The organism is Tessaracoccus luoxuelianae (genome assembly GCF_055326245.1).
Genome location: NZ_JBUZNO010000001.1, coordinates 398004 through 413385, shown reverse-complemented (window position 1 = coordinate 413385; position 15382 = coordinate 398004). Strand labels below are relative to the sequence as shown.

At 59.8% G+C, this 15382-nt stretch carries 12 protein-coding genes; 11 read left to right on the top strand and 1 reads right to left on the bottom strand.

From position 1 onward, the window contains the following. The first annotated feature begins 96 nt into the window (after positions 1–96). From ACZK39_RS01855 to ACZK39_RS01805, 11 genes are all read left to right on the top strand, one after another. Complete coding sequence (locus ACZK39_RS01855) at positions 97–1458, top strand: sugar transferase (protein ID WP_463612350.1); 1362 nt, start codon at positions 97–99, stop codon at positions 1456–1458. Beyond that, a complete protein-coding gene (locus ACZK39_RS01850; RefSeq protein ID WP_463612349.1) occupies positions 1397–2740 on the top strand; it encodes a glycosyltransferase family 4 protein in 1344 nt (447 codons plus the stop codon). The genes ACZK39_RS01855 and ACZK39_RS01850 overlap by 62 nt, the downstream gene beginning before the upstream one ends. Further along, entirely contained in the window at positions 2737–3795 is a 1059-nt protein-coding gene (gmd, locus tag ACZK39_RS01845; protein WP_463612348.1) for a GDP-mannose 4,6-dehydratase, read from the top strand. Before ACZK39_RS01850 ends, gmd begins: the two co-directional genes overlap by 4 nt. Next, the gene (locus ACZK39_RS01840; protein WP_463612347.1) at positions 3792–4760 is read left to right on the top strand and encodes a GDP-L-fucose synthase family protein; all 969 of its coding nucleotides are present in this window, start codon (positions 3792–3794) and stop codon (positions 4758–4760) included. Before gmd ends, ACZK39_RS01840 begins: the two co-directional genes overlap by 4 nt. A gap of 627 nt (positions 4761–5387) precedes the next feature. Then, positions 5388–6470 (top strand): glycosyltransferase, encoded by a 1083-nt coding sequence (locus tag ACZK39_RS01835; RefSeq protein ID WP_463612346.1) that lies wholly within the window; start codon positions 5388–5390, stop codon positions 6468–6470. 158 nt (positions 6471–6628) lie between these two features. Next, positions 6629–7111 (top strand): DapH/DapD/GlmU-related protein, encoded by a 483-nt coding sequence (locus ACZK39_RS01830; protein WP_463612345.1) that lies wholly within the window; start codon positions 6629–6631, stop codon positions 7109–7111. Between the two features lie 325 nt (positions 7112–7436). Continuing rightward, on the top strand, positions 7437–8345 hold the full coding sequence (locus ACZK39_RS01825; RefSeq protein ID WP_463612344.1) for a glycosyltransferase family 4 protein: 909 nt from the start codon (positions 7437–7439) through the stop codon (positions 8343–8345). After that, entirely contained in the window at positions 8335–9621 is a 1287-nt protein-coding gene (locus ACZK39_RS01820) for an oligosaccharide flippase family protein (protein WP_463612343.1), read from the top strand. The genes ACZK39_RS01825 and ACZK39_RS01820 overlap by 11 nt, the downstream gene beginning before the upstream one ends. A gap of 55 nt (positions 9622–9676) precedes the next feature. Next, positions 9677–10747, top strand: a complete 1071-nt coding sequence (locus tag ACZK39_RS01815; protein ID WP_463612342.1) for a glycosyltransferase family 2 protein — start codon at positions 9677–9679, stop codon at positions 10745–10747. Between the two features lie 533 nt (positions 10748–11280). Then, the gene (locus ACZK39_RS01810) at positions 11281–11808 is read left to right on the top strand and encodes a glycosyltransferase family protein (protein WP_463612341.1); all 528 of its coding nucleotides are present in this window, start codon (positions 11281–11283) and stop codon (positions 11806–11808) included. A gap of 706 nt (positions 11809–12514) precedes the next feature. After that, entirely contained in the window at positions 12515–13963 is a 1449-nt protein-coding gene (locus ACZK39_RS01805; RefSeq protein ID WP_463612340.1) for an O-antigen ligase family protein, read from the top strand. A 145-nt stretch (positions 13964–14108) separates the two neighbouring features. Here ACZK39_RS01805 and ACZK39_RS01800 read toward each other — a convergent pair whose 3' ends face one another. After that, positions 14109–15272, bottom strand: a complete 1164-nt coding sequence (locus ACZK39_RS01800) for a nucleotide sugar dehydrogenase (protein ID WP_463612339.1) — start codon at positions 15270–15272, stop codon at positions 14109–14111. Between the last annotated feature and the right edge of the window lie 110 nt (positions 15273–15382).

The window sequence follows — 15382 nt, the reverse complement described above, 5'->3', positions numbered from 1 at the left end:
GCAGGCGCGGCTCAAGTAATGGGTGAGATCCAGAGCTCGGCCGTGGATGCTGACCGATGGGTAACTAACTATCAGCGAGTTCTTTCGCTCCTAGACTTGATCGCCATTGTTGCGGCCATTCTCGTCACCGGATTTCTGCGGTTCGGAGAGTCGCCGGACGGGAGCGTTGCTGGGGCTCCGATCACCTATCCGGTCGCGGGCGCGCTGATCGGTCTGGTCTGGTGGGCGGCCCTCGCTGGCAACGAGTCTCGCAGCCGGGAGATCCTGGGTGCTGGCCCAGAGGAGTACCGACGGGTCATCAAGGGGTCGCTCTACGCGTTCGGGTTCATCGCCGTGGCCTCGTACCTGGCCGGGGCGCAGCTCTCTCGCTTGTTCTTCATCGCGCTCCTGCCGCTGGGCATCCTCGTGCTGCTCGCCGTCCGTTGGGTGTGCCGCTCCCGCCTGAACGCGAAGCGACGCAGCGGAGAGGCGCTGGTGGCCACGCTGGTGCTGGGATCGGCGGAGGACGTCCGGGGAGCGGTGTGCGACATCCGTCGCAACCCCGAGGCCGGTTTCTACCCGGCGGCGGTCTGCGTGACGGATCATCCGCGCACCGGAGGGACTCAGAACAGCTTCGATCTTCCCGAGATCCATTTCGACCAGATCCCGGATGAGCTCGAGAGCATGCACCTGGGGGCCGTCGCAGTGGCCGGGGGCCTCAGCAGGGCGGCCACGCGCAGGCTGGCCTGGGACCTCGAGAGCTCCCGCGTCCGGCTCATGGTCATCCCACGGATGACAGACGTCGCGGGTCCCCGCCTGCGATACAGCACCGTGGAGGGCCTCAAGCTGATCCACGTGGATCTGCCCCGCTACTCGGGCTTGCACTTCTGGATGAAGCGCTCGTTCGACATCGCCTTCGCTGCGATGGCGTTGATCCTCACCTCGCCAGTGCTGCTGGCCGTGGCGATCGCGATCAAGCTCGATGACGGCGGACCGGTCCTCTTCCGGCAGCAGCGCGTGGGGCGCGGAGGGCAGCCGTTCGTGATCCACAAGTTCCGCACCATGTGTGTGGACGCCGAGTCGAAGATCGCCGCCATGATCGAACAGGCTGGCGGCAGCGCTCTCCTGTTCAAGATGGAGGACGATCCGCGGATCACGCGCGTGGGCAAGGTGCTCCGCAAGTTCTCGCTTGATGAGCTGCCGCAGTTCTGGACCGTCCTGACCGGCGGCATGAGCATTGTGGGGCCGCGTCCCCAGGTCGAGCGCGAGGTAGCGGAGTACACGCCCACCGCTCATCGTCGCCTCCTGATCAAGCCGGGCATCACTGGCCTCTGGCAGGTGAGCGGGCGCTCCGAGCTGTCCATCGAGGACAGCATTCGTCTGGATCTGCGCTACGTCGAGAACTGGTCCTTGACCGGTGACATCGCGATCATCCTTCGTACTATCAAGGTGGTGTTGTTCCCCAGTGGCGCGTACTGACGAAACACGAGCGGCGGACCCGCCAACGAACACGCCGCACATTGTCATCGTCTCTACGCACTTCGCACCGGAGACCACGGGCAATGCACCCTATGCAGCCGGGCTGGCTCAGGGATTGGCCAGTCGCGGGTTCCGGGTCAGCGTGGTGGCCGGAGCGCCCCACTACCCGGAGTGGAGAGTGCGCGACCGTAGCGCATGGGCGTCTGAGGAACATGGAGCGAACCTGTCGATCCGACGGGTGACCTCGTATGTCCCTCGTCACCCTTCGTTTCTCAAGCGGATGGTCTACGAAGTGCTCTTCGGCCTGAAGTTCGGCGCCCTGATCCCAGCCGACGCGGACGCTCTGCTGCTTGTCAGCCCTTCGCTGTTCGCCTCCGCGATGGTGAGGGCCCGAGTCGGGTTCGGGCGAAAGCGCCCGCGCACAGTTCTGTGGACGCAGGATCTCTACAGCGCCGGACTGACCGAGACACCAGGCTTGCTCACTAGCATCCTCGGCAAGGTGATGGCCAGGATCGAGGGTGCGCTGGCCAGATCCTGCGACGCAATGGTGGTGATCCACCCCCGCTTCGCGCGATACGCGCTCGAGCATTTCGGGGTGGCGAGCGATCGGCTCACCGTCATTCGGAACTGGACCCATGTCTCCTTCGACGAGGGTGCCATCAAGCCTGGATTCCGCGCCGAGCACGGTTGGAACGCAGATCAGATTATCGTGCTACACGCGGGCAACATGGGCGCCAAGCAAGGTTTGGAGAACGTCGTCGAAGCAGCCCGTCTAGCCGAAGCCCGGGAGTTGCCAATCAGGTTCGTCTTGCTTGGGGACGGCAACCAGCGGTCCCGTCTCGAGAGGCAAGCACAAGGCTGTGGGAGCATACAGTTCCTGGATAGCCTGCACGGTGAGGAGTTCCAACGGGCGCTCAGCGCTGCAGACGTTCTCCTGGTCAACGAGCGATCCAGCCTGAGCGAGTCTGCCGTGCCCAGTAAACTCACCACCTATTTCGCGACAGGTAAACCGATCGTAGCGGCCACGGACTCGTTGAGCAGCACGAGCGAGGAGATCGCGGCGAGCGGTGCCGGGGTTGTCGTCTCGCCCACAGAACCGTGGGCCCTCGTGAGCGCGGTCCTAGCTTTGGCTGGGGGCTGGGGCGCGGAGCAGGCGCAAGCCGGTCCTACTTTCGTGGCCCAGAACCTTACCCCCGATGCTGCCTTCGCCGGCTTCGGTTCACTCCTCGAAGAACTCTTGGCGCAGCGGAGGTCCGCTGCACTCAACACCACACAAGCATGACGAAGGGAAGCAACACGATGGCACGCAAGGCGTTCATTACCGGAATCACGGGGCAAGACGGTTCCTACCTTGCTGAACTCCTCCTCGACAAGGGATACGAGGTACACGGTTTGATCCGCCGGGCCTCTACGTTCAACACGAGTCGCATCGATCATCTGTACGTGGACCCACATGAAGCCGATGCCAAGCTTCTCCTCCACTACGGTGACCTCGATGACGGAGCGCGCCTCGTCTCGCTCCTTCACGAGATCCGCCCGGATGAGGTCTACAACCTCGCCGCGCAGTCCCACGTCCGCGTGAGCTTCGACGAGCCGGTTCACACTGCGGACACCGATGCGATGGGTGCGGTCCGGCTCCTTGAAGCGGTGCGGAGCAGCGGTATCCACTGCCGCTACTACCAGGCGTCCACGTCCGAGATGTTCGGTGCCACGCCTCCTCCGCAGGGAGAGGACACCCCGTTCTACCCGCGTTCCCCGTACGGCGCGGCCAAGGTCTACTCCTACTGGGTGACCCGCAATTACCGTGAGGCTTACGGGATGTTCGCCGTCAACGGGATCCTGTTCAATCACGAGTCCCCGAGGCGTGGAGAGACATTCGTGACGAGAAAGATCACCCGTGCTGTGGCCAGGATCAAGGCTGGAGTGCAGAAGGATCTATACATGGGCAACCTGGACTCGGTCCGCGACTGGGGCTATGCGCCGGAGTACGTCGAGGGTATGTGGCGCATGCTCCAGGTGGACGAACCTGAGGACTATGTACTCGCCACAGGCGTGGGCTACACAGTCCGGGAGTTCCTCGAGACTGCCTTTTCCCACGCAGGCTTGGACTGGCAAGACTTCGTCAAGTTCGATCCGCGATACCTTCGACCCACCGAGGTGGACGCGCTGATTGGTGATCCCACCAAGGCGGAGCGGCGCCTTGGCTGGAAGCCAGCAATCCTGGGTGACGCGCTTGCTCGTCTAATGGTAGATGCCGACATCGAGGCCTTGCAGTGCGAGGGCCGCAACTGGATCGACACCCCCCGCTTCACCTCTCTGAACGGAGTCTCCCGGTGACTGACTTCACACCTGGTCCGCTGGACCGAAGCGCGCCCTTTTACGTTGCAGGGCACCGCGGGCTCGTCGGCTCCGCCGTGTGGCGTCACCTGGAGGCTAACGGGTTCACCAACCTCATCGGCCGAACCTCGAGCGAGCTGGATTTGAAAGATCGGCCTGCCGTCTTCTCGTTCATGGACGAGGCGAAGCCGCGCTACCTCGTGCTCGCCGCAGCGAAGGTGGGCGGAATCTACGCCAACAACACATACCCGGTGGACTTCCTCTCGGAGAACTTGCAGATCCAGGTCAACGTTCTTGACGCAGCCCTCAAGGCGGGAGTGGAGCGGGTTCTGTTCCTCGGCTCCTCATGCATCTACCCCGCGAACGCGCCACAGCCGATCAAGGAGGAGTACCTCCTTACCGGACACCTTGAGCCGACCAACGATGCCTACGCGATCGCGAAGATCGCCGGCATCATGCATGTCCAATCGGTGCGGCGCCAGTATGGCCTGCCTTGGATTTCGGCGATGCCGACGAACCTCTATGGCCCCGGAGACAACTTCTCAGAGAAGGGTTCGCACGTTCTGCCAGCGCTGATTCGACGCTACGACGAGGCGCTGCGCACCGGCGCGACTACGATCACCAACTGGGGATCGGGACAGCCACGTCGCGAGTTCCTCTACGTCGACGATCTGGCCACCGCCTGCTTGCACCTGCTGGAGCACTATGACGGCCCGTCGCAGGTCAACGTCGGCACGGGTACCGACGTGTCTATTCGTGAGCTTGCGCAGATCGTCTCGGATGCCACTGGATACAGCGGTAATGTTGAGTGGGATACGACCAAGCCCGATGGAATGCACCAGAAACTACTAGATGTTTCAGTTCTCGAGAGTCTGGGCTGGACATCGAGAGTGGGGCTTGCGGACGGTATTCGACGAACCGTCGCATGGTACACAGATCTAGCACACGCGAAGATTCGAGTCTAAACGTGACTCAGATTCCGGTTATTGATCTCTCCAAAGCCCCTGGCGAACGCGCATCCTGGGATCGGCCCAGCTGGCTAGTCTTTGTCTGGGGACTTGCCGAGCTCTTGTTTGTGACTAACCCGCTCCAGGTGAGTTCTCGACTCCGTGTTGCAGTTCTGCGCGCTTTTGGAGCTGAAATAGGACAGAAAGTCATCTTCCGGCCTCGGACCAGAGTTCGCTTTCCCTGGAAACTGCAGATTGGCGATCGCTCGTGGATAGGAGAAGGAGTATGGATTCATAATCAAGATCACGTGACGGTGGGGCACGACGTGATCATCTCGCAAGAGAGCCTTCTGACTACCGGAAGTCATGCGGTGCGTCGGGACATGGCGCTGCTTACTCGTCCTATTGTCGTTGAAGCGGGAGCCTGGATCACGTCAAGGTGTGTCGTGCTTGGAGGGGTCACGATTGGCCGATCGTCTCTAGTCAAGCCCCTCACCCGCGTCGACTGCGATGTGCCACCAAATGCAGTATGGGATAGTGTGGGCCACGCGGGCTGGAGATTCTCCCAATGAGTGCATCGATTGAGGCCGCTCACCACTGCAAATTCTCCAGGCAGTCGCACATGGACGAAAGGAGGTCCGCATTATGCGAGCATCGGTGATTGTTGCGGTGCTTCCTGAGTACCGTCACCACTTCCTCGTTGAACTCAGACGGTCGTTGGAGGAACGAGGGGACGAGTTGGTGCTGGTAGCCGGAGATACCCACCTCGATGCGACTGTTCGAAGCGGCACCCATGAGGGGGTGGTTGTGCAACCGAGCCGACACTTGATGCGCCGTCGACTGCTCTGGCAGAAAGGTGTGCTCCGGTTCGTCCGTGGGGCGGATGTTGTCGTGGTGGATCTGAATCCGCGTTCAATTACAGCCTGGCTTCTTATCGCATTGTGCAAAGCCAGAGGCAGGCGTGTTCTTGTTTGGGGCCATATCAACCCGAGGCAGGGTCCATCGTCCAAGACAGCACCGCTGCGCAAATTAATGCGTGAGGCGGCTGATGGAGTCATCAGCTACACATGGACGGATGCCGATCAAGCCAGGCGCGAATCCGTGAAACTTGGCATTTGGGTGGCTGCCAATGGACTGTACCCCGCCGAAAAGCTCGGCTGGGACCGCGAAGGAGTACGTTCGCGGGCGCTGTATGTCGGTCGGCTAGAACCGCCGAAGAAGCCGGCCCTTGCGCTTGAGGCCTTCGCTCTGGCAGTGAGCGGGCTGCCCGCGACCGCACGCCTCACCTTCGTCGGGGACGGGTCCCTGCGACCGTCGTTGGAGAGGCGCGTGCATGAACTGGGCCTTGGATGTCGCGTCGATTTTCTGGGCCACGTCGGCGATTTCGAGTCCCTTCGTTCTCTGTACTCAGAGACCGTGGTGTCGCTATCCCCCGGGTACGTTGGGCTTAGCTTGACGCAGAGCCTAGGGTTTGGCGTGCCGATGATAGTTGCCGATGATGAGCCGCACGCGCCCGAGGTGGAGTTGCTCTCCGAGAGTGCCGGCATGACTTTTTCGGCAGATGATGTTGAGGATCTCGCGAGGAGCATCATTCAGGCTCACACAGGTGAGTTGACTTGGGACCACGCTGGGATCGCCCGTACGATAGGAGAGACGTATTCTTCAACCGCGATGGCCAGTGGTTTCGAACTGGCGCTTCGAGATGAGCCTCAGGTGCGCGCCAGGTGAATGCTGAACGCGGTCGGTTAGGGCGCTTTCGCGCCGGGCGGACAATCCGGGCCATATGGCAATGGGCACACTGCCATCTATCGATACACGGCAACGTTACTGTTGGAAAGTCGCTCCGTCTAGGGTCGGGGAGTGTCGTCCGCTCCGCCCATGGTCTGGTGATTGGTGACCATGTCGCTATTGGCCGCAATTGCACAATTGAGATCGATGGCGCGATCGGATTCAAGTCCGTCATCGCCGCGAACGTGGGTTTGGTTGGGCGCAACGATCATGATACCCGTGCAGTTGGGATCCCAATTGTTGACAGCACTTGGATAGGGGATCGTCGTCGACAGCCTGGCGATCTGCTGATCATTGGTCGAGATGTATGGATTGGGTATGGGGCCATCATCTTGTCGGGTTGCGTCGTTGGTGACGGCGCGGTGATTGCGGCCGGTTCAGTTGTGACGCGCGATGTCCCAGCCTTTGCCGTTGTCGCTGGCAGCCCTGCAAGGCATATTCGAGACCGATTTCCCGCTGACGATGCACGGCGGCACCTCTCGCTACTTGACGCGCAGCAAGACTCTCTGGAAAGTCTCGGACGTCGACATTCGAGATGGCGGCTGGACAAGTTCTTCCAGACGAATTCGGAGAAGCAATGATCAGGATGGAGATGTCGCCTGGGAGGGCTCGGTGCCTCGCAAGGGAAGTCAAGCTCTGTCGCGCAGTCTTTGCGCGGGCTAGTCTAGTGCGAGCCTGCTTGGCAAGCGCAATCTTACCCGAACCCGGACCGGGCTATGCCCAGCAGATTACTGCGGAAGCACGTATTATGTGGTGGACTCCGGGACCTGATCATGGCAATTTCTTGAAAGGGCGTCGGGTCCGTTGAAGGTCGTTCAGGTCTTGCTGAGCCCGCGAGTCGGAGGTGCAGAATCGCTGGCCGCTGGTCTAGATCGAAGCTGGCGATCGCTTGGCATCGCTACCTCAATGATCTATGTCGAGCCGCTAGACTGCAAACGTTCTCGACTCCGTCGAATCACGCACATGAGACGAGCAATCGTGAATTCCGGCGCCGACATCGTGTTGTCGCATAGTGCTATTCCGAATGTCTATGCCCGCCTAACGAGCCCTGTGCCAGTGGTCACCGTACTTCACAGCGCTTCAGATGATTTTGCCGACCGAACCTTACGCGTGGCAGAACGGCTTCTGCGGAGGAGAACACCTGCCGTCGTGGCAGTCGCCGATAGCCAGTTGGCGACGTACAAGTCCCGCTTTCGTGCAGCCACTACGAAGCTAGTCGTGATTCCCAATGGTATCCCGTCTGAGTGGGCGATGAAGGCCGCGGTATCACCCGCGCCCCGTGTGGTCGGTACAGTCGCACGATTCGCCTGGCAGAAGCGCCCTGATCGATGGTTGGAGTTGGCATGGCTCGCGCGGGAGGTGCTTCCACAACTCGTCTTTCGCTGGTGGGGCCCGATAGATACAAGCGACCCCCGAATTAGCGATCTCTTGGCCCAGTCGTGGCCATCGAATGCCGAGTTGCTGGAGCCTACTGAAGATCCAAACTCAACGTTAGCTTCCGTTGACATCATGGTGAGCACGGCAGACCGTGAAGCCCATTCGATTGCCTTGCTCGAAGCCGCTGCAACCGGACTGGTAATAGTCGCGCCACAGTCAATCTTAGGCGCGACCGCGGCGCACTTGCCGGCGGTTGTTCCTTACGAGACCGCGAACGTGCGCTCCGCGCTTGAGTCTCTACATCAGGCCGCCATGCACTGGCGAGATATCAGCGAGCGAGCCCACGGCGCGGCTGAGCATGTTGGCAGGAGTCACTCATTGGAGGCGGTAGCAGACGCCTACCTGACGCTCTTTAAGGAGATACTTCATGAGAGATAGCTGCTCAGACCCGGGCTTGGAATCTGATTCGCGTCGTGGAGAACGGGGAGTCATCCGCCGAGCGAGACAAGCGCGCGCTGGAGTAGGTTTTCAGTCTCTCGTCCTGACGGCTGCGACGGGCGTCAGTCAACTACTAACAGCAACTGTCTATCTGCTCGCTGCACGCTCGCTAGCCCCCGAAAGATTCGGAGTGACAGCCAGCGCAATTGCGTTGGGGATGTCGACGGCAGCGCTTCTTGACTTCGGCTCCAACGCATTGTGGACTCGGGAGGGTGCGTCTGGTCGCCTCTCCACCAGTGAAACGGCTAACCGGGCGGCCATGAAGACCCTCGTGGCGGTATTGGCAGCAATTGGTGTCGGCACCCTGTTGTACCTCACGAGGTTTGACATGATAGCCGCTCTCACGGCAGGCTCGATTGCGATAGCTACAGTTGTTGTGCAGACCGTATATGTGGGGTTGAGGCGCGTCTTTCGTGCGTCTGAGGTGGCTGTCTCCATGTTGGTCGACCGCGCTTCATCACTGGCGGTTTTCCTGTTGCTACTCAACGTTAGCGGAGCTGGCTTGGCGTTGGCGATTGGTCTGACAGTCGGTTCTCTGGTTGGCGCGTCATTGGCATGGACTTTTACTCCGGCGACATCTAGGCTAGTGCCGACAAGGTTTGAATGGTCGAACCCCTGGCGACAGACGAGCGGCTATGGCGTTGCGTCCCTGGCGTCTTCGATTCAGTCTTTGGAAGTCCAAGCGATTGCACTGTTTGGGGGCGGGTACGCCGTCGGCGGATATACCGCTGTGAACCGCTGGACTCAGCCCCTTGGTCTCATGGCTGGAGCCTTCAGTGCAGCAGCAATGCCGTTCGTGGCTAACAAGACTTCATGGCACGATTCTTGGCGGGCTGTCCGGCACGTGGCCTGGTTGCCGGCTCTGAGTATCTTGGCCGCGACTTTGGTGATCCCAGTGGCGCCTGTCATTGTATCTCTTCTTCTTGGGGAACAGTACGCGGAGGCCGCGACGGTCCTGCAGATTCTTGCTCTGGGCACCGTCGCGGGGGTGGTCAATCAACTTCTCACGATGTTTGCTCAGGCACGAATGCTGGATCGTAGGGTGTCTTTCGGCCTTCTAGTGTTGTCAGTAATTCAAGTGGTTGCTGTAGGTGTGGGAGCTGGGACTGGCGGTGCAGTAGGTGCTGCATGGGCCTCAAGCGGTTGTCAGTATGTTGTGTCGGCTTGGCTCGCAGTCGTAGTGCTTCGGGCGATAAGGTCTTCGAGTAGAGTGTGAGGCGAATATGCCAAGTTCTGAGTCGTTATCGAGGTCGGTCGAGTTCAGAGAATCCGTGCAGGAACTGGGCGCGCTGGTCGGCACGATCGGGGAGTATGGCACGGGGTTCTTCTCTGAGAACCTTCGAGTAGATGTAGAGGAATACTCGATCCGGGAAACTGGGGCGGTGGAGTGCACTTTAGTGATCCCGGTGTATAATCAGGTTGACTTCATTGAGGGGTGTCTGGATCACTTGAATGAATGTGTCCAGTTGGATTCCGATTTGGTTGTCATCTGTGATTCGCCGACCGATGGCACCACGGATCGGGTTAGGAGCTGGATCGATAGAATTGGCCGTTCAGGAGACTGCCGTTTTTCGCGAATAGTCTTGGCATTGCCTGAGTCGAGTGTCTTTGAGACGCTGTGTGACACCATCGGTTTTGCGTTGAGCAGATCGCCATACGTGATCGAGATCCAAGCCGACATGCTGGTAGACGATCCTGGATTTGATGTCGCACTTGTGAATTGGCTTAAGATGACGCCAGAGTTGCTGGTTGTTGGCGGTCGTGGCGCGCATACTTTCGGGGTCGCGGGGCTGTGTGGAGCGCACCTGTCAGGGGCAGTTTCACGGATAGTGGATCTCTTCTACAGGCACGTCTCGAAGTTGGTTGGTCCTGGCGGTTTCCGCCCAGTTGCGGCTCGTTTTGGAAATGCGGTGGGTCGAATTGCGGACTTGATTGAAATCCCCGAGAAGGATGTGAAACATGATCTCTTCCTCCACGAGACGGTCATGCGCGGCCCGCTGGCGCTGGACCTGAACATGCTCCGTTCGTTGGGTGGGTTTGACACGCGAAGGTTCTTTCTTGGTGGGGATGATCACGAATTGGCTCATCGTGCTTGGAAGGAACGGTCTTGGCGGGTCGGATATTGCCCGATAGCATTCGTGTCGCCGCTCGATATCGGCACTACGAGGCGCAAACGGACGGCCGAGGAACAGGCTGAGTATCTGAGAGTTTCGACCTATTACAATGAGGCACAGGCTGCCCTGCGTCAGGACTCGTGTACGCCGGGCGACTGTCGCAGACCCCCGCGATCCCGCCTTTTTGGGGCGCGTTCCGGTATGTGTCGTGACGAGGTCGATCGTTGATGGCACACGCTCGTTGTATTTGTATCCACATTCAGGCTCGTTCTGGACATCGTCTCAAGTATGTACGACATCTGGCACTCGCGGCTCGAACTAGAGGTGCCAAGTCGGTATTGGTGGCTCCTCCAGGGACTCTCGGCTCGCCGGAGATGATTTCACATCTGGGCGATCTTAGCGAGTCAATTCAGGTGATCGAGGCCGAGACTCGGTCTGTGAGGGATGTGATTCGTATCGCTGATAGTGTGGCCTGTGATCGTCTAGTCCTGCTGGATGGTGATCGATTCTTGCCGGGATTGGCATTCGACCCGCGTTTGTGTGCCTCTTATGATGTGAGAATTCTTGTTATGCGCACGTCAGTTCCGCGGCGAGGCCGTGCCTGGGGGACAGCCGCGAAGGCCTTTGTGAAGCGCATCACGATGTGGATCATCAATAGATCATCTCGAGTTCGGGCCCTTGAGCTGAGACCAAGTACGTGGTTGGGTTCGTCAGGACCCCCCTTTGTAAGGGATCCTATCGATGTCCCAGTGCGTTCGGGCTTGCCGCGCTTCGAGTTGGAAGCGGAGATATTCTGGTTCGGCGTCTTTGGGGCTATTACTCCACGCAAGAACTTGGCGCTCATAGCCCAGGCGCTGTCGAGCCTAAGCCTGCCCTCGGTTGGGCTCCTCATTCTCGGCAAGTTTGAGGATGGGCTCAGGCAGGCTGTGGACTTCGATCTGGAACTATTGCGGAAGTCGGGGTGCCATGTTAAGGTTGTTGATTCTGTTGTTCCCCATGAGACTTTGTGCGCTGGGATCTCGGCTGTTAATTGTGTGATCGTGGCTCACTCGAACGAGGGGCCTAGCGGTATCTTCTCCCTCGCATTGGCGTATGGGACGCCGGTACTGGCGGCTGGTGCTGAGTCCCTGATGCACGAGGTGAGGACTTGCGGTGATCGAGCCTCGTGGGTGCCGTTGGAGCTTGCGAGCCTGATGAACGGACTGAACGCCATTGTCAGGCGCCATGTAGTGTTTGATCCCCTCACTTTTGCATCTCCAGACGAGTTTACTGAAGGATTGCTTGGTTGATAGATCCACTCCTCACCGCCTAAGTGAGATTGGGTTTCGCCCGGTAGTTCGTGGGTGCGCCAGAGGGGGTCAGACTACGGGGCTCCTGCTGCCGTACGGCATGACTCGGGACTTCGTGAGTTTCGGGGCTTCCGCTCTAACGAATGTCCTGCCATGGGCAGAAGGAGTGATGGCCGGGGCGGCGGTTCACAGGATGAATGCGAGGGTGGGGCTTCGTCTTCGAGCAGGGGATACGGGCCCGTGAATCGTTGGACATGAACCGCAATGAGCAAGAGAGCGTCCCGCTCAGTGGACGGGGATCGGGCGCATGTGAGTACCGGCGAAGGAGAGAGTGTATTACTGTTGCATGGGGAGCGGTGCACAGTCGCATTGACGGTTCGATTCGACGGCTCCAGAATCGCCATCGAGAAGCCGATTCGTGGGCGCTTGCGGTCCTTGGCGCGCTCACTGATTGCAACAACTCGGGTGGTCCCGTCGATGCGGTCCGCCTATCGTTTCGGCTCGACCCCTTCGAGCACCGCAACCGCGGTGATGGTCAGCTGTTCTGAGGCCCCACGCTGCCATGCACCGGCGATGGACGACTCACCGAGCCAGGAGGTGCCGCGTAGCGACGGTGTTCACCGAGGATGGCCCCCACGTAGAGGTTTGTAGCCGACTGGCCTGAGTGGGGGCGACGTCTGGCTGCATGTCGCGTAGACTCACGCACATGTTACGCAAGGTTCTCATCTATGGAACTGCGCTGCTACTGGAGGTGGCCCTTGTGGTCGCAGCACTGGGCACTCCTGTGCTCATTCCTGCAATACCCCTTGCGCTCGTCGCGGCAGTGCTGATAGGCCGTGGGTGGGGGCGGTTGCTGCTTTACGTACTGGGTGCTCTCTTCGTTTTCCAATCGGGAGAAGACGGGGCCCTACTCAAGATGGCGTATCTCGCAGTCGCACTCGTCGTTATCTCAATTGCTACGGTTCGCTCTCTCAGACACGTGGACACGTTGTGGGGGCGACCCTTCCGAACCCCGATGTTTGGGTCAGCGATACTGGCCACGGTGATAGCCATCGCAATGATCAATGGACTCTCGCTCGGGATGTCCCCGGCCAGCGTCGTCCGAGATGCAACGACCTATATTCTCATCGCTGGAGGCGTGCCCATCGCATTGGACGCTGCCGCGGAGTTTCGCTTGAGTGCGGCTCAGAGGCTCGTCATCTTGGTCACGGTGATAGCAGGAACTTCCTTTGCTGTCACGTTCCTGACTTTGCGTGGCGTGAGTTCCCTGACAATTGATCGCATTGGGCTTGCGTCCATGATGGCGCTGAGCATTGGCGTGTCCCTCTCTCTTGTGAGAGGCCTTGGGCAGCAGCATGTTAGGTGGATGTGGCTTCTGTACGGTGGCCTGCTGATCGGTCTGGTGCTCCTCACCGGGTCTAGGACCGGACTTGTTCTGTTCGCCGCGTTTGCGGGCGTGCTAGGACTCCGGGCATCCGGACGGGTCCCGCTAACCCGAGCACTGTCAGGTGCTCTTGGGTTGGGGGCCGTGATCGCGGCCATATTGTGGCTCGCCTCGGTCACCGTTACGTCGGCCGAATTCTTGCTCACACGCATAGAGGTTGCCCTAACTGCAATCAGTGCCGGCGCGTCGACCGACGCTTCGGGAGTCATGAGAGCGGAAGCCACGCAGTATGCGCTCGTCATCTGGAGCGATCATCCTGCTTTCGGTTGGGGTTTCGGACAGAGCTACCCAAGCCCCAAGCCAGGGGTGGGGTCCGTCGAGTTCCAGTTGGATACACCTGCCCTGTTTCTCGCGAAATTTGGCGTCGTCGGCACGCTCATGATCGTCGCTGCGATGATTTTGATTATCCAACCCGCCTTTGTGAAACTGCCCGTCGTCGGCCGCATTCCAGAGCAAACCGTTGCCACTGGGGCATTATGCGTTTGGCTGACAACCCTAATCTTTGGCGCTACAACTGAGGACAAGGGCTTTTCGCTCGCAGTGCTACTTTGCATTCTCCTTATGGCAGCCTCGTATCGAGAGCGTTTGGATCGGCTGAGGGACCGACCCAACATAGACGCGCCTGGCCGCAAGTCTCTGACCGGGCGCGGCTTGCTTGAGCGTCGTCCGAGGGGTGATGGTGGTGAGTTCCCCGACGCCGCAATGGTCTGAACCGCCCACAGCGACCGATTTCGAGGAGCATGACGATGCCCGACTCCACTTTCCTCTCCCGTGTCACCGGTGGCCACTGCTAGATGTCCGCCCCTCACACTGCTATAGCGTGGTGTTCGCGCGCCACTGAAACGCGACGCTCAAGCTAGTTTGCATGGAAAACATCGCGTGTATAGACCTTGTGGCTCACGGTCTGCAGCTCCGGCGACCGGCGGTTCGCGAGGATGAGGTCGGCGCGTGAAGTGAACTCAGCCAGATCGCAGATCATTTCGGCCTGCATAAAGGTGGGGGCGCTGATCAGGGGCTCGTAGATGATGACCGTGGCACCGGCCGAGATGAGTCGTCGGATGACTCCCTGGACGGAGGATTCACGGATGTTGTCCGAGTCCGTCTTCATCGTGAGGCGGTGCACGCCGATGACCTCTGAATTGTGGGCCAGAATGTCCGCGGCAATGAAGTCCTGCCGGGTCTGATTCGAGTCCACGACCGCCCGAATGAGGTTCTGGGGAACGTCGCGGTAGTTGGCCAGAAGTTGCTGGCTATCCTTGGGAAGGCAGTATCCGCCGTACCCGAAACTTGGGTTGTTGTAGAAACTGCCAATTCTTGGGTCCATGCACACACCCTCAAGAAGCATCTTCGTGTCCAAGCAGTGTTGCATGGCAAACGTGTCCAACTCGTTGAAGTAGGCAACACGGAGGGCGAGAAACGTATTGGCGAAGAGTTTAATCGCTTCAGCCTCGGTGGAGCGGGTGATCAAGACTGGAGCGGTTCCATGGGCGCACTCCTGCAGTAGTCTGGCGAACTCCTCCGCGTCCTCGCCTGGATCGCTCACGACTATGCGGGAAGGGAAGAGGTTGTCATGCAGGGCGCGGCCCTCTCGCAGGAACTCGGGTGAGAACAGAACCCTGAGGCCGGGACGTGCAATCCGAGTGCGCGCGGTGTAGCCCACGGGGACGGTCGACTTGATTACCACGGTGGAGTCGGGGGCCAGTTCTTCAACCCGGTCGAGCACCGCTTCGATCGATGATGTGTCGAACTCGTTGAGAGCGGGATCGTAGTTGGTTGGAGTGGCGATGATGATGAATCGCGCGTTCGTGAAGGCTTCAGCCGCATCGGTTGTGGCACGCAGGTTCAGGGGGACTTCGGTAAAGAAGCGCTCCAGTTCGGCGTCGGCTAGTGGGCTCCGGCGCTCATTGACGGCACTCACGCGCTCAGGGTTGATGTCCAGTGCGATCACTTCATGGCGCTGAGCGAGTAGCGTAGCGTTGGCCAATCCCACATATCCCAGTCCTGCGACGCAGATCCGCATGTGCCCCCCTTGTTGAAAGATCGCTGTCAGCATAGCGTCGCCGTCGAGACGGGAAGAAATCGGGGGGGCGCCAAATCCGCACGGGGTCTCGTCAATGATTCGTTTACCCT

What these genes read in the sequence shown, in the direction of transcription:
- ACZK39_RS01820 (WP_463612343.1), top strand. Translation starts at nt 8,335, where the DNA reads ATGAGAGATAGCTGCTCAGACCCGGGCTTGGAATCTGATTCGCGTCGT.
- ACZK39_RS01825 (WP_463612344.1), top strand. Translation starts at nt 7,437, where the DNA reads ATGATCTATGTCGAGCCGCTAGACTGCAAACGTTCTCGACTCCGTCGA.
- ACZK39_RS01835 (WP_463612346.1), top strand. Translation starts at nt 5,388, where the DNA reads ATGCGAGCATCGGTGATTGTTGCGGTGCTTCCTGAGTACCGTCACCAC.
- ACZK39_RS01805 (WP_463612340.1), top strand. Translation starts at nt 12,515, where the DNA reads ATGTTACGCAAGGTTCTCATCTATGGAACTGCGCTGCTACTGGAGGTG.
- gmd (WP_463612348.1), top strand. Translation starts at nt 2,737, where the DNA reads ATGACGAAGGGAAGCAACACGATGGCACGCAAGGCGTTCATTACCGGA.
- ACZK39_RS01800 (WP_463612339.1), bottom strand. Translation starts at nt 15,272, where the DNA reads ATGCGGATCTGCGTCGCAGGACTGGGATATGTGGGATTGGCCAACGCT.